Origin of the sequence: Escherichia sp. KTE52, from assembly GCF_000408325.1 — a bacterium.
In the GTDB taxonomy this organism is placed as follows: Bacteria; Pseudomonadota; Gammaproteobacteria; order Enterobacterales; family Enterobacteriaceae; genus Escherichia; species Escherichia marmotae.
In genome coordinates this window covers 125014-145457 of the sequence record NZ_KE138676.1, presented here as the reverse complement: position 1 = coordinate 145457, position 20444 = coordinate 125014, and the positions used below count along the sequence as shown (strand labels likewise).

Genomic DNA, 20444 nt, shown 5'->3' with positions numbered 1-20444 from the left:
TTCTCCGCCTGAATGTTATCTACGCATGAATGCGTATTCTGATTGTGGTTGTGCGACGTAATGCCCCGGTCCGACGCATTGTAACGAGACGGTGGCAACCTCTTCGCCACGCAGATGAATATTGCTGGGAAGATCGTCCGACAACAGTACGCGCCGTGGTCGCAGTCGGGACGGTTCCGCCACCGGAACTGCCGCCAGTAATTTACGCGTATAAGGGTGCTGCGGATTTTCAAATATCGCGCGCCGTGGGCCAATCTCAACGATTTGCCCGAGATACATCACCGCCACGCGATGACTGATCCGCTCCACGACTGCCATATCGTGGGAGATAAATAGATACGCGATACCGAAATCACGCTGAAGATCAAGCAACAGGTTGATAATTTGCCCGCGAATAGAAACATCCAGCGCCGACACGGCTTCATCGGCAATAATCACTTTCGGATTCAGCGCCAACGCACGGGCAATGCAGATGCGCTGACGCTGACCACCAGAAAACTCATGCGGGTAACGCCATGCGTGTTCAGGTAACAGGCCAACGCGCTCCAGCAACCACGCAACGCGTGCAGCAGCTTCTTTACCCTGCAATAAACCGTGTACGCGCAGCGGTTCGATAATCGAATCACCGATGGTCTGGCGAGGATCCAGCGAGGCGTAAGGATCCTGAAAAATAAACTGGATATTGCGGCGCAACGACTGAAGTTTACCGGGCGAGAGAGTATCGATTCGCTGACCGTTAAAGATAATTTCGCCGCTCTGCGATTCGACCAGGCGCAACAGCGCCCGTCCGGTAGTGGATTTACCGCTGCCAGACTCGCCCACCAGCGACAGCGTTTCACCAGGCCTGAGATCAAAACTGACTTTCTCAACGGCGTGCACTTCTCGCGTTACGCGATTCAACAACCCGCTACGCAAAGGGAAACGGGTAACCAGATTACGCACCTGTAAAACAGGTTCGCCATCCACCACCGTTTTCTGTTCGACAGGACTTTCCTGTTTAGCCGGATGTTCAAGTGATATCAGCGGAAAACGACGGGGATAATCTTGCCCTTTCATCGCGCCGAGCTGCGGAACAGCAGCCAGCAGTGCACGGGTATAGGGGTGCTGCGGCGCATGAAATATCTGTTCGACGCTACCCGTTTCAACCGCCTCGCCCTGATACATCACCAGCACCCGATCGGCAATCTCTGCCACCACGCCCATATCGTGAGTGATAAAGATGACGCCCATCGACATCTCTTTTTGCAATACTTTGATTAATTGCAGGATCTGCGCCTGGATGGTGACATCCAGCGCGGTGGTCGGCTCATCGGCAATCAGCACCGCCGGGCGACATGACAGTGCCATTGCGATCATGACCCGCTGGCGCATCCCTCCGGAGAGTTGATGGGGATAACGTGAAAGAATGGTTTGAGCTTCCGGAATGCGAACCTGATCCAGCATCCGCTTCGCCTCCACCATCGCTTCTTCACGACTGGCGTTTTGATGCAAACGGATAGACTCAGCAATCTGCTCACCCACAGTAAATACCGGGTTTAGCGACGTCATCGGCTCCTGGAAAATCATCGCTATATCTGCGCCGCGTATATGCTGCATTTGCCCGGAGCTCTGCGTACTAAGCTCAATCACCTCATGGCTGCGCCGCCGCAACAGCATTTTATCGCACTGTACCAAACCGCCCGCCTGTTCCAGCAGACGCATCAACGCCAGTGCTGTAACTGACTTGCCGGAACCGGATTCGCCAACAATCGCCAGCGTCTCGCCGCGTTGCAGACTAAAAGAGAGGCCGCGAACCGCAGCCATTTTCTGCAGGTCTTGTATAAAGGCAATATTGAGGTTCTCAACCGCCAGCACATCACCGGCATCAAGCTCATCACTGTGTGGCAACGGTGTCCCCTTTTTCACGGTAGATACCGGTGGTTGGCGTATCGCCTGCATAGCCCCAGGCGCGATACATTCCTTCGGTGTTAAACGGTAACGCGACGTTACCTTCATGATCGATAGCGATTAAACCACCACTGCCATCAAGCGCAGGGAGTTTTTCCATCACTACCCGCTCGCAGGCTTCCGCGAGACTTAAACCGCCGTAATCCATTAACGCAGCGATGTCATATGCCGCCAGCGTACGAATGAAGACTTCGCCCGTACCGGTACAAGAAACCGCCACGCTGGCGTTATTGGCGTAGCACCCGGCACCGACAAGCGGGCTGTCACCGACCCGACCGGGTAATTTGTTAGTCATTCCCCCCGTGGACGTGGCTGCCGCCAGGTTGCCGTATTGATCCAACGCCACAGCGCCCACAGTGCCCATTTTCTGTTTTTCATCCAGCGGTGCGTCGCTATGGTCGAGGATCATTTCCCCTTCCTCACGCGCCGCCATCAGTTGTTCATAACGCAAAGGCGTGGAAAAAATCTCCGGCGAGACGCGTTCCATGTCATGAGCAAAAGCAAAATTTTCCGCTCCTTCGCCAATCATCATCACATGCGGGCTTTGCTCCATCACCAGACGGGCAGCAAGAATCGGATTGCGCAGATGACTGACGCCCGCGACCGCACCGGCTTTCAGGGTGTTACCATCCATCACACAGGCATCCAGCTCATGAGTTTCATCACGGGTGAAGACAGCACCAATACCGGCGTTAAATAGTGGGCACTCTTCCAGCAAGCGCACAGCTTCTGTTACCACATCCAGCGCACTTTCGCCCGCTTCAAGCATTTTCTGCCCGGTTTCAACAATGGCAGACAGCGCCTCAATGTAGCGTAATTCCTGTTGCAGACTCATCTGCGCGCGGCTAATTGCGCCTGCGCCACCGTGAATTGCAATGACTGCTTTGCCCATAGTTTTCGTCCATTAAAGGGTGGCTCGCCACTTTTGCTATAAATATCAGAATTTTTATGAATTACTCATTCAATTTTTGAATATAGAAAGATGTATATGGCATGTAAAGGCAGGAACCCACGCTACGCCCGAGGTGGCATACAGTCCGGGGCGTTTTTCTGACATAATAAGCAAATTCGATTTTGCCTCCGCAGGAGTGTTTTCATGGAATTTACCACCGGTTTGATGCCGCTCGACACCGCGCTTAATGAGATGCTTTCTCGCGTTACCCCTCTGACTCCCCAGGAAACGCTGCCACTGGTACAGTGTTTTGGTCGCATTCTGGCAAGCGATGTCACTTCGCCGCTGGATGTCCCTGGGTTTGATAACTCCGCAATGGACGGCTACGCGGTTCGTTTAGCCGATGTCGCTTCCGGTCAACCACTGCCCGTCGCCGGTAAGTCGTTTGCGGGTCAGCCGTATCATGGCGAGTGGCCTGCTGGCACCTGTATTCGTATTATGACCGGCGCGCCGGTGCCGGAAGGCTGTGAAGCTGTGGTAATGCAGGAACAGACTGAACAAACGGACAATGGCGTACGTTTTACCGCTGAAGTAAGTCGCGGGCAAAATATTCGTCGACGCGGTGAGGATATCTCCGCGGGAGCAGTTGTTTTCCCGACAGGTACTCGCCTGACTACTGCCGAACTGCCCGTGATTGCTTCGTTGGGGATTGCCGAAGTTCCGGTGATTCGCAAAGTGCGTGTGGCGCTATTTTCCACGGGTGATGAGTTACAGTTACCCGGTCAGCCGCTGGGTGATGGTCAAATCTACGATACCAACCGTCTCGCCGTGCACCTGATGCTGGAACAGTTAGGTTGCGAGGTAATTAACTTAGGGATTATCCGTGACGACCCGAACGCATTACGTGCGGCATTTATTGAAGCTGACAGTCAGGCGGATGTGGTGATCAGTTCCGGCGGCGTTTCGGTTGGTGAAGCGGATTACACCAAAAACATTCTCGAAGAGCTGGGCGAAATCGCATTCTGGAAACTGGCGATTAAACCAGGCAAACCGTTTGCGTTCGGCAAACTCTCTAATAGCTGGTTCTGTGGCCTGCCGGGCAACCCGGTTTCTGCGACGCTGACTTTCTATCAACTGGTACAACCGTTACTGGCAAAATTAAGCGGCAACACCGCCAGCGGCCTGCCAGCGCGTCAGCGCGTACGCACAGTATCTCGACTGAAGAAATCCCCCGGACGTCTTGATTTCCAGCGTGGCGTGCTACAACGCAACGCCAACGGCGAACTGGAAGTGTCGACCACCGGACATCAGGGTTCGCATATTTTTAGTTCTTTTAGTCTCGGTAACTGTTTTATCGTGCTGGAACGCGATCGCGGAAATGTAGAAGCGGGCGAATGGGTAGAAGTCGAGCCATTTAACGCGTTGTTCGGGGGCTTGTAATGGCGGAACTCAGCGATCAGGAGATGCTGCGCTATAACCGGCAAATCATCCTGCGTGGTTTTGATTTTGACGGTCAGGAAGCGCTGAAAGATTCTCGCGTGTTGGTCGTTGGCCTGGGCGGGCTGGGGTGTGCAGCATCGCAATATCTGGCAAGTGCGGGCATCGGCAACCTGACGTTGCTCGACTTTGACACCGTTTCGCTCTCGAATCTGCAACGTCAGACACTACACAGTGATGCCACGGTCGGGCAACCGAAGGTTGAATCCGCCCGTGAGGCACTGGCGCGAATCAATCCTCACATCGCAATTACACCGGTGAATGCGCTGCTTGACGACGCTGAACTTGCTGCGTTGATTGCAAAACACAATCTGGTGCTCGACTGTACAGATAATGTCACGGTACGTAATCAACTTAACGCGGGCTGTTTTGCCGCAAAGGTGCCGCTGGTTTCTGGCGCGGCGATTCGTATGGAAGGTCAAATCACCGTCTTTACCTGGCAGGATGGTGAACCGTGCTACCGTTGCCTGAGTCGTCTGTTTGGCGAAAACGCGTTAACCTGCGTGGAAGCAGGCGTAATGGCTCCGTTGATCGGCGTAATTGGTTCGTTGCAGGCAATGGAAGCGATCAAACTGCTGGCAGGTTATGGCAAACCTGCCAATGGGAAAATCGTGATGTACGATGCGATGACCTGTCAGTTTCGCGAAATGAAGCTGATGCGCAATCCTGGATGTGAGGTGTGCGGACAGTAATTGTCGCCTGTAGTCCTGATAAGACGCGGCAGGCATCGCATGGGCATTTGCTCCAGACGCCAGATGCGGCGCGAACGCCTTATCTGGCCTACGGTTCGGGCGCAGATTTCCAGGCCTGATAAGACGCGGCAGGCGTCGGTGCACTCCGCCACGTCATAATCAATTTTTGAGGATGGTGAACGTCCTGTTAAATCGACGTCCGGCCAAACGCCCCCTGCCAGTCCTGCTCAAACTTCGCCACGGCGGCATCGACCGCCGGATAACTAATCATCTGCTGCGCAACATCCAGCGGCAGCGTGATTGACTCACATCCTGCCAGTAAGCAGTCCAGCGCCTGACGCGGGGTTTTGAAACTCGCCGCCAGCACTTTCGCCTGTGGTGCATGCATTTTCAGCAACTGATGCAAATCGGTCACAGTCTGAATACCACTTCCGCCCTGGGCATCAATACGGTTCACGTAAGGCGCAACATATTCCGCACCCGCCAGCGCTGACAGCAGACCTTGCGCCGCGCCATACACCGCCGTGCCCAACGTTGGGATCCCTTCCGCCTTTAACATCTTGATGGCTGCCAGCCCCTCGGCGGTCACCGGTACTTTAACCACGATATCCGCAATAATAGAACGCAGTTTGCGTGCATCGTTCAACATGCCTTCAGCGGTGGTAGCCATTACCTGGGCAAACAAACGCCCCTGCCCCCCCATCGCTTCGTGAAGTTCCGGAAGCACAACCTCCAGCGGCTTTTTGCCTGCAGCGATAATGCTTGGGTTAGTGGTCACACCCGCCAGCGGGAAAACACGCGCCAGCGCCTTCACTGCAGCAACGTCTGAAGTATCCAGATACAGTTCCATAGCCATCCTCAAATGTACTTTTGTATGAAATCAGACTATCACGAAAAAACCCTCTGAACAGTTGATGCACATCAATTTAACTTTCATTCGAAAGCTATTTAATGTTTGAACGAAACGGAGGGACATCTATGATCTTCAATATTCAACGCTACTCGACCCACGACGGTCCCGGTATCCGCACCGTAGTTTTTCTTAAAGGCTGCTCATTGGGCTGCCGCTGGTGTCAGAACCCGGAAAGCCGCGCCCGCACGCAGGATCTGCTGTATGACGCACGTCTGTGCCTGGAAGGCTGCGAGCTGTGCGCTAAGGCGGCCCCGGAAGTGATTGAGCGAGCGCTGAATGGTTTACTTATCCATCGTGAAAAGTTAACGCCTGAGCATCTGAGCGCGCTGACCGACTGCTGCCCAACTCAGGCACTGACCGTATGCGGTGAAACAAAAAACGTTGAGGAGATCATGGCGACCGTCCTGCGCGACAAACCGTTTTACGATCGCAGCGGCGGCGGTTTAACGCTTTCTGGCGGGGAGCCGTTTATGCAGCCGGAAATGGCGGCGGCGTTACTGCAAGCCAGCCACGAAGCCGGTATTCATACCGCAGTGGAAACCTGTCTGCATGTGCCGTGGAAATATATCGCGCCTTCCCTGCCTTATATCGATCTGTTTCTTGCCGATTTAAAACACGTTGCCGACGCACCGTTTAAACAATGGACCGACGGTAACGCCGCCAGAGTGTTGGATAACCTGAAAAAACTTGCGGCGGCAGGGAAAAAAATCATCATCCGCGTACCGCTGATTCAGGGCTTTAATGCCGATGAAACCGCAGTGAAAGCCATTACCGATTTTGCCGCCGATGAACTACAGGTTGGTGAAATTCATTTCCTGCCCTACCACACGCTGGGCATCAACAAATATCACTTACTTAATCTGCCCTATGACGCCCCGGAAAAACCGCTTGATGCGCCAGAACTGCTCGACTTTGCCCAGCAGTATGCCTGCCAGAAAGGGTTAACCGCGACCTTACGAGGATAACAATCATGACAACACTGAAACTGAATACGCTCAGCGACCGCATTAAAGCGCACAAAAATGCGCTGGTACATATTGTGAAACCACCGGTTTGTACCGAGCGCGCACAGCACTATACCGAGATGTATCAACAACATCTCGATAAGCCAATCCCGGTTCGTCGCGCGCTGGCGCTGGCGCATCACCTGGCTAATCGCACCATCTGGATCAAACACGATGAGTTGATCATCGGCAACCAGGCAAGCGAAGTCCGCGCCGCGCCGATCTTCCCGGAATATACCGTGTCGTGGATCGAAAAAGAGATTGATGATCTGGCGGATCGTCCCGGCGCTGGTTTTGCGGTGAGCGAAGAGAACAAACGTGTTCTACATGAAGTCTGCCCGTGGTGGCGCGGTCAAACCGTACAGGATCGCTGCTATGGCATGTTTACCGATGAGCAAAAAGGCCTGCTGGCAACCGGCATCATTAAAGCGGAAGGCAATATGACCTCCGGCGATGCGCACCTGGCGGTCAATTTCCCGCTGCTGCTGGAAAAAGGGCTTGATGGTCTGCGCGAAAAAGTGGCGGAGCGCCGCTCGCGTATTAACCTGACGGTACTGGAAGATTTGCACGGCGAGCAATTCCTGAAAGCCATTGATATCGTGCTGGTGGCAGTCAGTGAACACATTGAACGTTTCGCCGCCCTGGCGCGTGAAATGGCAGCCACCGAAACCCGCGAAAGCCGTCGCGATGAGCTGCTGGCAATGGCCGAAAACTGCGATCTCATCGCCCACCAGCCACCGCAGACTTTCTGGCAGGCGCTGCAATTATGCTATTTCATCCAGTTGATTTTGCAGATCGAATCCAACGGTCACTCGGTATCGTTTGGTCGTATGGATCAGTATCTCTATCCGTACTATCGTCGCGACGTTGAACTCAACCAGACGCTGGATCGTGAACACGCCATTGAGATGCTGCATAGCTGCTGGCTGAAGTTGCTGGAAGTGAACAAAATCCGCTCCGGTTCGCACTCCAAAGCCTCTGCCGGTAGCCCGCTGTATCAGAACGTCACCATCGGTGGGCAAAACCTGGTTGATGGTCAGCCGATGGATGCGGTGAATCCGCTCTCCTACGCAATCCTCGAATCCTGTGGTCGCCTGCGTTCAACTCAGCCTAACCTCAGCGTGCGTTACCACGCGGGAATGAGTAACGATTTCCTCGATGCCTGCGTGCAAGTGATCCGCTGTGGCTTCGGGATGCCGGCATTTAACAACGATGAAATCGTGATCCCGGAATTTATTAAACTCGGTATTGAACCGAAGGACGCTTACGATTACGCGGCAATTGGCTGTATCGAAACTGCCGTCGGTGGCAAATGGGGCTATCGCTGCACCGGCATGAGCTTTATCAACTTCGCCCGCGTAATGCTGGCGGCGCTGGAAGGTGGTCGTGATGCCACCAGCGGCAAAGTGTTCCTGCCACAAGAAAAAGCGTTGTCAGCGGGTAACTTCAACAACTTCGATGAAGTCATGGACGCGTGGGATACACAAATCCGTTACTACACGCGCAAATCGATCGAAATCGAATATGTCGTCGACACCATGCTGGAAGAGAACGTACACGATATTCTCTGCTCGGCGCTGGTGGATGACTGCATTGAGCGAGCGAAAAGTATTAAGCAAGGCGGCGCGAAATATGACTGGGTTTCTGGCTTACAGGTCGGTATTGCCAACCTGGGTAACAGCCTGGCCGCTGTGAAAAAACTGGTGTTTGAACAAGGCGCGATTGGTCAGCAACAGCTTGCTGCCGCGCTGGCGGATGACTTTGAAGGGCTGACTCACGAGCAACTGCGTCAGCGTCTGATTAATGGCGCGCCGAAGTACGGCAACGACGATGATACCGTCGATACACTGCTGGCTCGCGCTTATCAGACCTATATCGATGAACTGAAGCAGTACCATAATCCGCGCTACGGTCGTGGCCCGGTTGGCGGTAACTATTACGCAGGTACGTCGTCTATCTCCGCGAACGTACCGTTTGGTGCACAGACGATGGCGACACCGGATGGGCGTAAAGCGCATACGCCTCTGGCGGAAGGTGCAAGCCCGGCCTCCGGCACCGACCACCTCGGCCCAACGGCGGTGATTGGTTCGGTAGGTAAACTGCCTACGGCGTCGATTCTTGGTGGTGTACTGCTCAACCAGAAACTGAATCCGGCGACACTGGAGAATGAGTCCGACAAGCAGAAGCTGATGGTTCTGCTGCGTACCTTCTTCGAAGTGCATAAAGGCTGGCATATTCAGTACAACATCGTTTCCCGCGAAACACTGCTGGAAGCAAAAAAACATCCTGATCAGTATCGCGATCTGGTGGTACGTGTAGCAGGCTATTCCGCCTTCTTCACCGCGCTCTCTCCTGACGCTCAGGACGATATCATCGCCCGTACCGAACATATGCTGTAGTCCTCTCCGCCCGGTAGCCGTCGTTACCGGGCTAAATCATTCACATAATCAATTCCCCCTTACTTTCATTCGAAATATAATTTGTGCTCCACGTCACATTGTTATTACACTGTTACGGTTTCATTTTTGAGCCAGGAGCACACATATGAGCGTAAAAGTTATCGTCACAGACATGGACGGTACTTTTCTTAACGATGCCAAAACGTACAATCGGGCACGTTTTATGGCGCAATATCAGGAGCTGAAAAAGCGCGGCATCGAGTTCGTTGTCGCCAGCGGTAACCAGTATTACCAGCTCATTTCCTTCTTTCCTGAGCTAAAGAATGAGATCTCTTTTGTCGCGGAAAATGGCGCGCTGGTCTACGAACATGGCAAGCAGTTGTTCCACGGCGAACTGACCCCGCATGAATCTCGAATTGTCATTGGTGAACTGCTGAAAGATAAACAGCTCAATTTTGTTGCCTGCGGTCTGCAAAGTGCATACATCAGTGAAAATGCCCCTGAATCATTCGTTGCATTGATGGCAAAACACTACCATCGCCTGAAACCGGTAAAAGATTATCAGGACATTGATGATGTTCTGTTCAAGTTTTCACTTAACCTGCCGGATGAGCAGATCCCGCTGGTAGTTGACAAACTACACGTTGCGCTCGACGGCATAATGAAACCCGTTACCAGTGGCTTTGGGTTTATCGACCTGATTATTCCCGGCCTGCATAAAGCGAATGGCATTTCACGGTTACTGAAACGCTGGGATCTGTCGCCGCAAAATGTGGTGGCAATTGGCGACAGCGGTAACGACGCAGAGATGCTGAAAATGGCGCGTTATTCTTTTGCGATGGGCAATGCAGCGGAAAACATTAAACACATCGCCCGTTACACTACCGATGATAATAATCATGACGGCGCGCTGAATGTGATTCAGGCGGTGCTGGATAACACAGATCCTTTCAATAAGTAATCTTCCCCTGGCCGGAGCGCCCCCGCCGGCCTCTCTCTTTTTTCTCGCTTTGTGCAGTGACTCAAAATTTTTATTTTGCGTTAACTTATTTTTAACTTAAAGTATCAATCGTAATCATTTTTACTTTCGAATGAAAGATGCGAGGTTGATATGACTTTTACCTGTGAGACACTGCCAACAGATACGAAAGCGGCTATCCGTAAGATGAAAGCGGAGCTGCGACAGCAGATCGGTGATGTGCAACATGTCTTCGATAAACTCTCAGCAAAAATCGAAGCGCGTGTAGCAGAAATAGATGCCCTGAAAGCACAAGGATTGCCGGTTTGGCCGGAGATCTCTTATAGGGATATTGCAGCCGGTACAGTAAACAATGTCACTCGCAATGAAATTAAGCGCCGCGGTTGTGCGGTAATAAAAGGCCATTTCCCTCGTGAGCAGGCGCTGGCGTGGGATCGCGCAATGCTCGACTACCTTGATGCCAATCACTTTGATGATGTGTATAGAGGTCCTGGCGACAGTTTTTTCGGTTCGCTGGAGGCTTCTCGCCCCGAAATCTATCCCATTTACTGGTCACAGGCGCAGATGCAAGCGCGGCAGAGCGACAATATGTCTGCGGTTCAATCTTTCCTTAACCGCCTGTGGAAATCTGAAAGCAACGGCAAACAATGGTTTGATCCCGATGTCAGCGTGATTTATCCGGACAGAATTCGCCGTCGCCCACCGGGCACGACGTCCAAAGGTCTGGGCGCACACACCGATTCTGGTGCTCTGGAACGCTGGCTATTACCCGCTTATCAGCGCGTTTTTGCCAATGTTTTCAACGGTAATTTTGATGATTATGATCCGTGGGATGCTGCGCATCGTACCGATGTAGAAGAATACACCGTAGATAACACCACCAAATGTTCGGTGTTCCGCACATTTCAGGGCTGGACGGCGCTCTCCGATATGTTGCCTGGCCAGGGATTATTACATGTGGTGCCAATCCCGGAAGCGATGGCATACGTTTTACTGCGTCCGTTACTGGATGACGTACCGGACGACGAGCTGTGCGGTGTCGCGCCTGGTAAGGTTCTGCCAATTTCAGAGAAATGGCACCCATTGTTGATAAAAGCACTCACGTCAATTCCGGCAATAACAGCGGGGGATTCCGTCTGGTGGCACTGCGATGTGATTCACTCCGTCGCGCCGGTAGACAATCAACAAGGCTGGGGGAACGTGATGTATATTCCCGCCGCGCCGATGTGCGAGAAAAACCGGGCTTATGCGCACAAGGTCAGAAAGGCACTGGAAAAAGGCGTCTCGCCGGGTGACTTCCCACGTGAAGATTATGAAGCAAACTGGGAAGGCCGCTTTACGCTGGAGGATCTGAACGTTCACGGTAAACGCGCGCTGGGCATGGACGTGTGAAAGTTGATAGATTAGTGGAAGTGAGGTTAAGGAAGTCGGTTCGATGTTACTCAGAGAGCTGACAACGTGCGCTTTGTTAATGCCGGATGCAGCCTACAAAATCTTGCAGATTCAATATATTGCAGGGACTGCGTAGGCCTGATAAGCGTAGCGCATCAGGCAATCTTGCGTTTGTCCTCAGCCGCCGTCACCCCGACTGTATCGGGGTGACGGGCAATAACTTACTCGATCCCTCTGCTACGCAGATAATCTTCGTAGTTGCCGCTAAAGTCGATCACGCGTTCCGGAGTGATTTCCAGAATACGGGTCGCCAGGGAGCTTACGAACTCACGGTCGTGAGAAACAAAGATCAGCGTGCCCTGATACAGTTCCAGTGCCATGTTCAGCGACTCGATGGATTCCATATCCAGGTGGTTGGTCGGTTCGTCCATGATCAGAATATTCGGTTTCTGCATCATTAACTTACCAAACAACATACGGCCTTTTTCACCACCGGAAAGTACTTTAGCAGGCTTTTTGATGTCGTCCTGGCTGAACAACAAACGACCGAGAATGCTGCGTACCGCCTGCTCGTCATCGCCTTCCTGCTTCCACTGGCTCATCCATTCAAACACGGTCAGATCATTATCGAACTCATATTCATGATCCTGTGCGTAGTAACCAATACGCGCATTTTCTGACCATTTTACAGTACCATTGTCCGGTTCCAGATCCCCTACCAGCGTTTTCAGCAGGGTCGATTTACCGACGCCATTGGTGCCGAGTACTGCCAGCTTTTCACCCACTTCCAGCAGCAGGTTGATATTTTTAAACAGCGGACCGTTATCAAACCCTTTAGTCAGGCCTTCTACTTCCAGCGCATTACGGAACAGCTTCTTATCCTGCTCAAAACGAATGAACGGGTTCTGACGGCTGGAGGCTTTCACCTCTTCCAGTTTGATTTTATCAATCTGACGCGCACGTGAAGTCGCCTGACGAGATTTCGATGCGTTGGCGCTAAAGCGGCTTACAAAGGACTGCAACTCGGCAATCTGCGCTTTCTTCTTGGCGTTATCAGCCAGCAGGCGTTCGCGTGCCTGGGTCGCCGCCGTCATGTACTCATCGTAGTTACCCGGATAAACGCGCAGCTCACCGTAATCCAAATCCGCCATGTGCGTACAGACCATATTGAGGAAGTGACGGTCGTGCGAAATGATGATCATGGTGCTGTCACGCTCGTTCAGCACCTGCTCCAGCCAACGAATGGTATCGATGTCCAGGTTGTTGGTTGGTTCGTCGAGCAGGAGAATATCAGGATCGGCAAACAGCGCCTGCGCCAGCAACACACGCAGTTTCCAGCCTGGAGCCACTTCGCTCATTGGACCGTAGTGTTGCTCCACTGGAATACCCACGCCAAGCAGCAGCTCACCGGCGCGTGCTTCCGCAGAGTAACCGTCCATTTCGCCGTATTTCACTTCCAGATCGGCAACTTTGTAGCCATCTTCTTCGCTCATTTCCGGCAAAGCATAGATGCGGTCGCGCTCCTGTTTCACTTCCCACAACTCTTTATGCCCCATGATCACCGTATCCAGCACGGTGAACTCTTCAAAGGCAAATTGATCCTGGCGCAGTTTACCAATGCGCTCGTTGGGATCGAGGGAAACGTTGCCCAGCGTCGGCTCTAAGTCGCCGCCGAGGATCTTCATAAAGGTGGATTTACCACTACCGTTCGCGCCAATCAGGCCGTAACGGTTGCCGCCGCCAAATTTGACGGAAATGTTTTCAAACAACGGCTTACTGCCGAACTGCATGGTGACGTTACTGGAAACTAACACAGGCGTATCCTGAAAAGAGATATGACAAACCGCGTATTATGCCATAAGTCTGAAAGAAGATCCCGCTCGCCGCTTAAGGTCTACACTCTTCCCAAAGGCAAAAAATGTGATTTCGTACACATCTGATTTCACTGTTAGCAGGAATGAACATATAATGCGCTTCCAATACTCTAATATTCTCAACCTAATGGCCTGCCAGGCACGAAATCTCGCTTAACATGAATATGAAATTGAAAACGTTATTCGCAGCGGCCTTCGCTGTTGTCGGCTTTTGCAGTACCGCGTCAGCGGTAACTTATCCTCTGCCAACCGACGGGAGTCGCCTGGTTGGTCAGAATCAGGTGATCACCATTCCAGAAGGCAATACCCAGCCGCTGGAGTATTTTGCGGCCGAGTATCAGATGGGGCTTTCCAATATGATGGAAGCGAACCCTGGTGTGGATACCTTCCTGCCGAAAGGCGGCACCGTCTTGAACATTCCGCAGCAACTGATCCTGCCAGACACGGTTCATGAAGGTATTGTAATTAACAGCGCAGAGATGCGTCTGTATTACTATCCGAAAGGGACTAACACCGTTATCGTGCTGCCGATCGGGATTGGTCAGTTAGGTAAAGACACGCCTATCAACTGGACCACCAAAGTAGAACGTAAGAAAGCCGGCCCGACCTGGACACCGACCGCCAAAATGCATGCGGAATACCGTGCTGCAGGCGAACCGCTTCCGGCTGTTGTTCCGGCTGGTCCGGATAACCCAATGGGGCTGTACGCTCTGTACATCGGTCGCCTGTACGCTATCCACGGCACCAACGCCAACTTTGGTATCGGCCTGCGTGTAAGCCACGGTTGTGTGCGTCTGCGTAACGAAGATATCAAATTCCTGTTCGAGAAAGTGCCTGTTGGTACGCGCGTACAGTTTATTGATGAACCAGTGAAAGCGACCACCGAGCCAGACGGCAGCCGTTATATTGAAGTCCATAACCCGCTGTCTACGACCGAAGCTCAGTTTGAAGGTCAGGAAATTGTACCAATTACCCTGACGAAGAGCGTACAGACCGTGACCGGTCAGCCAGATGTTGATCAGGCGGTTCTGGACCAGGCTATTCAAAACCGTTCCGGGATGCCAGTTCGTCTGAATTAATCTTCAAAACTTAAGCAAAAGGCGGACTGATAATCCGCCTTTTTTATTTTCCAGCGCTTATCCAACCGGGAGCATAACTAACAAAACGTATCCTACCAGCGCCGCCCACAACAGCATTGGTATCGAATAGAGATGGAAACGCCACCAGATACGACGATCGTTCGCCATACGCAGTGCAATCAAATTTGCCAGCGATCCCGGTAACAAACCAAAACCCCCGACATTTACCGCCCAGGCCAGTAACAACGACGGCGGCACATAGTTCAGCAGCAAAATTGTGCCCGGCACATTACTGATCACCTGCGATAAACCAATTGCCGTTAGCCATAATCCGGGTTCGGATAAATGACTCACGTGACTCAACACGCCCTGTAAAGCTGGAAGTTGGGTCAGCAAATGGACGTCGATAAACATCGCCATAAACACCAGCAGCAGCGTCCAGTCCACACTCAACACCACGCGACGTGCCAGCAGCGCAAATCCCGCTGCTACAATCACCAGCCCCCATAGCTCTTGTTTCAACTCAAGCGCCGTAAGAAAAACGATATACAGTCCCAGACAACTCCACACCAGTCGCGGCTTCCACTCCGGCGTTTGCGTACCAGTATGATACTGCAACGCCCTTCCAGGGAAACAACACCAGCACAGCAGCAATAGTGTCAGCATCATCACGCCAGCCAGCGGTGCCATTTGTGCAATAAAACCGGCGAACGAAAGGCCAGAGCGTCCCCAGATAAGAATATTTTGCGGGTTGCCTATCGGCGTCAGCAGCGATCCGGCATTCACCGCCAGCGCCTCGAATATAATCAACCGATTAACCGGGATCTCACACAGTCTCTTTAGCGTAATGGTCAGCGGAACAACAATGAACAGCGCAACATCGTTGGTCAGAAACGTAGAAAGTAGCGCCGCCGCCAGCACCATAAACATTGCCAGTCGACGTTCAGTGGCAAAACGGCGCACCATTTTACGCCCCAGCACATCAAAATAACCGCTTAACTCCACACCTTTGGTCAGCAGCATCAGGCCACTTAAGGTGATGATGGTGTGCCAGTCGATAGCGCCAGGCCAGGACTTTGGTGCGAAAGGAACGAAAAAACTTAATCCGATGCCAACAAGAATTAATAACTGAAAAAAACGATCGCCTTGTAGCGTGCGTAAAAAAGGCAGGCTCATTTGGCACCGTGTTTCTGGGTAAACAAACGAAAGGCGTCCAGCGTCTCTTCACTGACATGGTGTTCCATACCTTCCGCGTCACGACGGGCGATTTCCGGGCTGACGCCCAACACCAGCAAGAAATTTTCGACAATCTGATGCCGCTCACGGCTTTCCTGCGCCAGCTTTTCCCCTTCCGCAGTCAAAAACACGCCTCGCCAGGGGATCATTTCAATTAGCCCCATTGTTGCCAGCCGCTTGAGCATTTTAGCCACCGTCGGTTGAGAGACGCCCAGACGGGCGGCCATATCAACCTGACGTGCTTCTCCCACTTCTCTAATCAAATCAGAAATCAGCTCAACGTAATCGTCGATAAGCTCGCGACGATGTGCCTCTCTGACCTGGCGAAACCCTTCAACGTGCTCTTCCACGTTCACTAACTGCGTCACTTTTTTTACTGTTGGCGTACCTGCGCGACGACTCATTGTGCTTCCTCATTATGGTGACACATATATAGCGCTCTCATTTCGTGCGCACATTGTAAACCAGAGTTGTGAAGGCACAAAAATTTAACGTTTTAGCAATAGCTATATAATATAGCCTGTGCTATATCTGTATGTAATACAATCATCCCTCATGGATCGACGGGATTAGCAAGTCAGGAGGTCTTATGAATGAGTTCAAGAGGTGTATACGCGTGTTTAGTTACTCCCCCTTTAAAGTGCGGTTAATGCTGCTCTCGATGTTGTGCGATATGGTCAACAACAAACCGCAGCAAGATAAACCCTCCAATAAATAGCGGCGTCGCGGTACGCCGCTTCACTCCAGCTTTTAGCAGAAACATTGTTTGGCTTGAAAAACCCCACTTTTTGTCGGATTTGCTATCCTCTTCGCAAAAGATTTTTTCGTCAGTAGTTGACCTGAGCGGCGGCTCGCTCTATCTTCTTGCAGCCCTGCGTATATTGCGGCTCGCGGATGCGGACCACTCCACTCTCTTCTCGCACTCTTGCAGGTATTGACCCTTGACGCCAGGGTGAGCACATGGCGTTTGTTACGATAGTGGCATATGAATTTAACCCTCAAAGAATCGCTTGTTACCCGTAGCCGGGTATTTAGCCCGTGGACTGCGTTCTACTTTTTACAGTCGCTATTAATTAATCTCGGCTTAGGCTATCCCTTCAGTTTGCTCTACACCGCCGCGTTTACGGCTATTTTGCTTTTGCTATGGCGGACATTGCCTCACGTGCAAAAAGTCCTGATCGGCGTCAGTTCGTTAGTGGCAGCTTGTTATTTCCCCTTTGCTCAGGCCTACGGCGCGCCTAACTTCAATACATTGCTGGCATTGCACTCCACAAATATGGAAGAGTCGACTGAAATTCTGACGATTTTTCCGTGGTACAGCTATCTGGTCGGCTTATTTATTTTTGCGCTCGGCGTGATTGCTGTCCGGCGAAAAAAAGAGAGTGAAAAAGCGCGCTGGAATAAATTCGACAGCCTGTGCCTGGTATTCAGCGTGGCGACATTTTTTGTCGCTCCGGTTCAAAACCTGGCCTGGGGCGGCGTATTTAAACTGAAAGATACTGGCTATCCGGTATTTCGTTTTGCTAAGGATGTCATCGTTAACAATAACGAGGTAATTGAAGAGCAAGAACGGATGGCGAAACTTTCCGGGATGAAAGACACCTGGACGATTACGGCAGTTAAGCCGAAATACCACACTTATGTGGTGGTGATCGGTGAAAGTGCGCGGCGCGACGCGCTTGGTGCCTTTGGCGGCCACTGGAACAACACCCCGTTTGCCAGCAGCGTTAACGGCCTGATTTTTGCTGATTACATTGCCGCCAGTGGTTCCACGCAAAAATCGCTCGGCTTAACGCTTAACCGCGTGGTCGATGGCAAGCCACAGTTTCAGGATAACTTTGTCACCCTTGCCAACCGCGCGGGTTTTCAGACATGGTGGTTTTCCAATCAGGGACAAATTGGTGAATACGATACCGCCATCGCCAGCATCGCCAAACGTGCGGATGAAGTGTACTTCCTGAAAGAAGGGAATTTTGAAGCCGATAAGAACACCAAAGACGAAGCGTTGCTGCAAATGACCGCTCAGGTGTTGGCGGAAGAACACTCGCAACCGCAACTGATTGTTTTACATCTGATGGGCTCACATCCGCAGGCCTGCGACCGGACACAAGGCAAATACGAAACCTTCGTACAATCGAAAGAAACGTCATGCTATCTCTACACCATGACGCAAACGGACGACTTACTGCGCAAACTTTATGACCAGTTACGCAACAGCGGTAACAGTTTCTCTATGGTTTACTTTTCTGACCACGGTCTGGCCTTTAAGGAACGCGGTAAAGAAGTCCAGTATCTGGCTCACGACGATAAATATCAGCAAAATTTCCAGGTGCCTTTTATGGTCATTTCAAGCGACGATAAAGCGCATCGGGTAATTAAAGCACGCCGTTCAGCCAATGACTTCTTAGGCTTTTTCTCACAGTGGACGGGGATAAAAGCGAAGGAAATTAACATCAAATACCCGTTTATTTCTGAAAAGAAAGCCGGACCGATATACATCACAAACTTCCAGTTACAGAAGGTGGATTACAACCATCTCGGAACCGATATATTCGATCCCAAATCTTGAGACAAAAAAAATCCGCCCCGAGAGGCGGATTTTTTATATCACCGAAGTGATTAGAAGCGGTAACCAACACCGGCAATCCAGGTGCCTACGTCAACGTTACGAATACGGCTCTGCTCGTAAGAGAAGTCCAGAGCAACGTTTTCGATTGGGTTGAACTGCAGACCCGCACCGTAGGAGAAGCCGTAGTCGCTGGTGTCGTGTTTGAAGGTCGGGTAGTTAGTATCCTGGAATTTACCGTAACCAACACCGACTACACCATAGATGCTCGCCCAGTCATTGATACGGTATGCCGGACCTGCGGTGATGCCGTAGTACTGGGTTTTGTTGTAATCGCCTGCACTGTTAGTACGACTTTTTTCAGTGTAAGTGAAAGAACCGATCACACCCAGCGGGCTGTTGTCTTCTTCATAGCGGTATTTCAGGTTGAAACCGCCCATTTTGTTCATTTTGCCCTGAGCGTCGCTCTGAGCATAACCACCAGTAACGGTAGAAGTAGCAGCTACGGAAGTACCTGCGGTGAAAGCCAGAACTGCGGCCAGTGCTGAAAGACATGCAATTTTTTTCATAACCACCTCAAATGTGATTCAAATAAGTCCTAAGCTTTAAATATATCAAAAATTAATGGGAAACTCTTCGCGATTTGTGATGTCTAACGGGCCATTTCATGTAACAGAACGTTTCCACATGCCGCTATCCATCTAAATTTAAATCATTTTTTCAGTGAATTGCGTAAGTATTACGCATATTTTCACTCTCACTCATCCAGATTATTCCTAATCATCAGACTAATGAGTCAATCAATCCTGGCGCATTTTAGTCAAAACGGGGAAAAATTTTTCAACAAATGCTCAACCAGCCTGCGGTATATCCAGTACACTCCACGCTTTACCTTACTATACAAACTTATGGGAGAAATGATGCCAGGGTCATTACGTAAAATGCCGGTGTGGTTACCGATATTAATATTGCTCGTTGCCATGGCATCTATTCAAGGTGGAGCCTCATTAGCAAAATCTCTTTTTCCACTGGTTGGCGCGCCCGGGGTTACTGCACTGCGTCTTGCTCTGGGGACACTGATTCTTATCGCTTTCTTTAAGCCGTGGCGGCTGCGTTTTGCCAAAGAACAACGGTTGCCACTGTTGTTTTACGGTGTATCGCTGGGTGGAATGAACTATCTTTTTTATCTTTCTATTCAGACCGTACCACTGGGAATTGCGGTTGCGCTGGAGTTCACCGGACCACTGGCGGTGGCGCTGTTCTCCTCGCGTCGTCCGGTAGATTTCGTTTGGGTTTTGCTGGCAGTGCTCGGTCTGTGGTTCCTGCTGCCGCTGGGGCAAGATGTTTCCCATGTCGATTTAACCGGCTGTGCGCTGGCTCTCGGTGCCGGTGCTTGTTGGGCTATCTACATATTAAGTGGGCAACGTGCGGGTGCTGAACACGGCCCTGCAACGGTGGCAGTTGGCTCGCTGATTGCGGCGTTAATTTTCGTGCCAATTGGCGCGTTACAGGCAGGAGAGGCTCTCTGGCACTGGGCAGTGGTTCCATTGGGTTTGGCTGTCGCAATCCTCTCGACCGCTCTGCCCTACTCGCTGGAGATGATTGCCCTCACCCGTTTGCCGACGCGAACATTTGGCACTCTGATGAGCATGGAACCGGCGCTGGCCGCCATTTCCGGGATGATTTTCCTCGGTGAGATGCTGACGCCGATACAGCTTCTGGCACTCGGCGCTATCATTGCCGCTTCAATGGGCTCCACGCTGACAGCACGCAAAGAGAACAAAATAGAAGAATTAGATATTACTTAAATTTACAATTCTGCATGGTTATGCATAACCATGCAGAATATTCCGCTTTTTTTCACCTGCTACGGCCTTATATATCCGGTTATACAAAAGCATATTTATTCCGAAAGCTTCTGATGAACAAATAAATAAGAATCGTTCTTATCATTACATATAACTTACTGAATTT

18 protein-coding genes are annotated in these 20444 nt (G+C 51.5%); 10 read left to right on the top strand and 8 right to left on the bottom strand.

The window, feature by feature from the left end:
* Positions 1-15 precede the first annotated feature (15 nt).
* Complete coding sequence (gsiA, locus tag A1SC_RS20345; RefSeq protein ID WP_010379674.1) at positions 16-1887, bottom strand: glutathione ABC transporter ATP-binding protein GsiA; 1872 nt, start codon at positions 1885-1887, stop codon at positions 16-18.
* Positions 1874-2839: a beta-aspartyl-peptidase gene (gene iaaA, locus A1SC_RS20350; RefSeq protein ID WP_000513756.1), complete on the bottom strand. Its 966-nt coding sequence runs from the start codon at positions 2837-2839 to the stop codon at positions 1874-1876. Before iaaA ends, gsiA begins: the two co-directional genes overlap by 14 nt.
* A 204-nt stretch (positions 2840-3043) precedes the next feature.
* Here iaaA and moeA point away from each other — a divergent pair, with 204 nt between their 5' ends.
* Both moeA and moeB read left to right on the top strand, forming a co-directional pair.
* Positions 3044-4279, top strand: coding sequence for a molybdopterin molybdotransferase MoeA (moeA, locus tag A1SC_RS20355; RefSeq protein ID WP_016248515.1), 1236 nt, complete (start codon positions 3044-3046; stop codon positions 4277-4279).
* Positions 4279-5028, top strand: a complete 750-nt coding sequence (moeB, locus tag A1SC_RS20360) for a molybdopterin-synthase adenylyltransferase MoeB (RefSeq protein ID WP_016248514.1) — start codon at positions 4279-4281, stop codon at positions 5026-5028. The genes moeA and moeB overlap by 1 nt, the downstream gene beginning before the upstream one ends.
* A gap of 187 nt (positions 5029-5215) precedes the next feature.
* Here moeB and fsa read toward each other — a convergent pair whose 3' ends face one another.
* A complete protein-coding gene (gene fsa / locus A1SC_RS20365; RefSeq protein ID WP_001516055.1) occupies positions 5216-5878 on the bottom strand; it encodes a fructose-6-phosphate aldolase in 663 nt (220 codons plus the stop codon).
* A 128-nt stretch (positions 5879-6006) separates the two neighbouring features.
* On the opposite strand from fsa, the gene A1SC_RS20370 reads away from it, so the two are divergent.
* From A1SC_RS20370 to A1SC_RS20385, 4 genes are all read left to right on the top strand, one after another.
* Positions 6007-6906, top strand: coding sequence for a glycyl-radical enzyme activating protein (locus A1SC_RS20370; protein WP_001516054.1), 900 nt, complete (start codon positions 6007-6009; stop codon positions 6904-6906).
* 5 nt (positions 6907-6911) lie between these two features.
* Positions 6912-9344: a glycyl radical protein gene (locus A1SC_RS20375; protein WP_016261838.1), complete on the top strand. Its 2433-nt coding sequence runs from the start codon at positions 6912-6914 to the stop codon at positions 9342-9344.
* Positions 9345-9489: 145 nt separating this feature from the next.
* A complete protein-coding gene (ybiV, locus tag A1SC_RS20380; protein ID WP_016248513.1) occupies positions 9490-10305 on the top strand; it encodes a sugar-phosphatase YbiV in 816 nt (271 codons plus the stop codon).
* A 150-nt stretch (positions 10306-10455) separates the two neighbouring features.
* Positions 10456-11715 carry a DUF1479 domain-containing protein gene (locus tag A1SC_RS20385; protein ID WP_000144645.1) on the top strand — a complete coding sequence of 420 codons (1260 nt, stop codon included), beginning with the start codon at positions 10456-10458 and terminating at the stop codon, positions 11713-11715.
* 221 nt (positions 11716-11936) lie between these two features.
* On the opposite strand, the gene A1SC_RS20390 is transcribed toward A1SC_RS20385, so the two are convergent.
* Positions 11937-13529, bottom strand: a complete 1593-nt coding sequence (locus A1SC_RS20390; RefSeq protein ID WP_000961451.1) for an ABC-F family ATPase — start codon at positions 13527-13529, stop codon at positions 11937-11939.
* Between the two features lie 218 nt (positions 13530-13747).
* Here A1SC_RS20390 and ldtB point away from each other — a divergent pair, with 218 nt between their 5' ends.
* Positions 13748-14668, top strand: a complete 921-nt coding sequence (gene ldtB, locus A1SC_RS20395) for a L,D-transpeptidase (protein ID WP_001056379.1) — start codon at positions 13748-13750, stop codon at positions 14666-14668.
* Between the two features lie 57 nt (positions 14669-14725).
* On the opposite strand, the gene A1SC_RS20400 is transcribed toward ldtB, so the two are convergent.
* Both A1SC_RS20400 and mntR read right to left on the bottom strand, forming a co-directional pair.
* Complete coding sequence (locus A1SC_RS20400) at positions 14726-15844, bottom strand: anion transporter (RefSeq protein WP_016248511.1); 1119 nt, start codon at positions 15842-15844, stop codon at positions 14726-14728.
* Positions 15841-16308, bottom strand: a complete 468-nt coding sequence (gene mntR, locus A1SC_RS20405) for a manganese-binding transcriptional regulator MntR (RefSeq protein WP_000091026.1) — start codon at positions 16306-16308, stop codon at positions 15841-15843. The genes A1SC_RS20400 and mntR overlap by 4 nt, the downstream gene beginning before the upstream one ends.
* Positions 16309-16493: 185 nt before the next feature.
* Here mntR and mntS point away from each other — a divergent pair, with 185 nt between their 5' ends.
* Together mntS and opgE are read left to right on the top strand one after the other, a co-directional pair.
* Entirely contained in the window at positions 16494-16622 is a 129-nt protein-coding gene (gene mntS, locus A1SC_RS20410) for a manganase accumulation protein MntS (RefSeq protein ID WP_001001759.1), read from the top strand.
* 267 nt (positions 16623-16889) lie between these two features.
* Positions 16890-18473, top strand: coding sequence for a phosphoethanolamine transferase (gene opgE / locus A1SC_RS20415; RefSeq protein ID WP_016261836.1), 1584 nt, complete (start codon positions 16890-16892; stop codon positions 18471-18473).
* Between the two features lie 50 nt (positions 18474-18523).
* On the opposite strand, the gene ompX is transcribed toward opgE, so the two are convergent.
* Entirely contained in the window at positions 18524-19039 is a 516-nt protein-coding gene (gene ompX / locus A1SC_RS20420; RefSeq protein ID WP_001516050.1) for an outer membrane protein OmpX, read from the bottom strand.
* Between the two features lie 52 nt (positions 19040-19091).
* Positions 19092-19157 (bottom strand): protein YliM, encoded by a 66-nt coding sequence (locus tag A1SC_RS24895; protein WP_120795379.1) that lies wholly within the window; start codon positions 19155-19157, stop codon positions 19092-19094.
* 233 nt (positions 19158-19390) lie between these two features.
* Here A1SC_RS24895 and rhtA point away from each other — a divergent pair, with 233 nt between their 5' ends.
* Positions 19391-20278 carry a threonine/homoserine exporter RhtA gene (gene rhtA, locus A1SC_RS20425; RefSeq protein WP_001119539.1) on the top strand — a complete coding sequence of 296 codons (888 nt, stop codon included), beginning with the start codon at positions 19391-19393 and terminating at the stop codon, positions 20276-20278.
* Positions 20279-20444: the final 166 nt, after the last annotated feature.

Coding starts and splice junctions, on each gene's coding strand:
- iaaA (WP_000513756.1), bottom strand. CDS start 2,839: ATGGGCAAAGCAGTCATTGCAATTCACGGTGGCGCAGGCGCAATTAGC.
- opgE (WP_016261836.1), top strand. CDS start 16,890: ATGAATTTAACCCTCAAAGAATCGCTTGTTACCCGTAGCCGGGTATTT.
- A1SC_RS20370 (WP_001516054.1), top strand. CDS start 6,007: ATGATCTTCAATATTCAACGCTACTCGACCCACGACGGTCCCGGTATC.
- moeA (WP_016248515.1), top strand. CDS start 3,044: ATGGAATTTACCACCGGTTTGATGCCGCTCGACACCGCGCTTAATGAG.
- mntS (WP_001001759.1), top strand. CDS start 16,494: ATGAATGAGTTCAAGAGGTGTATACGCGTGTTTAGTTACTCCCCCTTT.
- moeB (WP_016248514.1), top strand. CDS start 4,279: ATGGCGGAACTCAGCGATCAGGAGATGCTGCGCTATAACCGGCAAATC.
- fsa (WP_001516055.1), bottom strand. CDS start 5,878: ATGGAACTGTATCTGGATACTTCAGACGTTGCTGCAGTGAAGGCGCTG.
- ompX (WP_001516050.1), bottom strand. CDS start 19,039: ATGAAAAAAATTGCATGTCTTTCAGCACTGGCCGCAGTTCTGGCTTTC.
- A1SC_RS20400 (WP_016248511.1), bottom strand. CDS start 15,844: ATGAGCCTGCCTTTTTTACGCACGCTACAAGGCGATCGTTTTTTTCAG.
- A1SC_RS20385 (WP_000144645.1), top strand. CDS start 10,456: ATGACTTTTACCTGTGAGACACTGCCAACAGATACGAAAGCGGCTATC.
- ldtB (WP_001056379.1), top strand. CDS start 13,748: ATGAATATGAAATTGAAAACGTTATTCGCAGCGGCCTTCGCTGTTGTC.
- ybiV (WP_016248513.1), top strand. CDS start 9,490: ATGAGCGTAAAAGTTATCGTCACAGACATGGACGGTACTTTTCTTAAC.
- mntR (WP_000091026.1), bottom strand. CDS start 16,308: ATGAGTCGTCGCGCAGGTACGCCAACAGTAAAAAAAGTGACGCAGTTA.
- rhtA (WP_001119539.1), top strand. CDS start 19,391: ATGCCAGGGTCATTACGTAAAATGCCGGTGTGGTTACCGATATTAATA.
- A1SC_RS20375 (WP_016261838.1), top strand. CDS start 6,912: ATGACAACACTGAAACTGAATACGCTCAGCGACCGCATTAAAGCGCAC.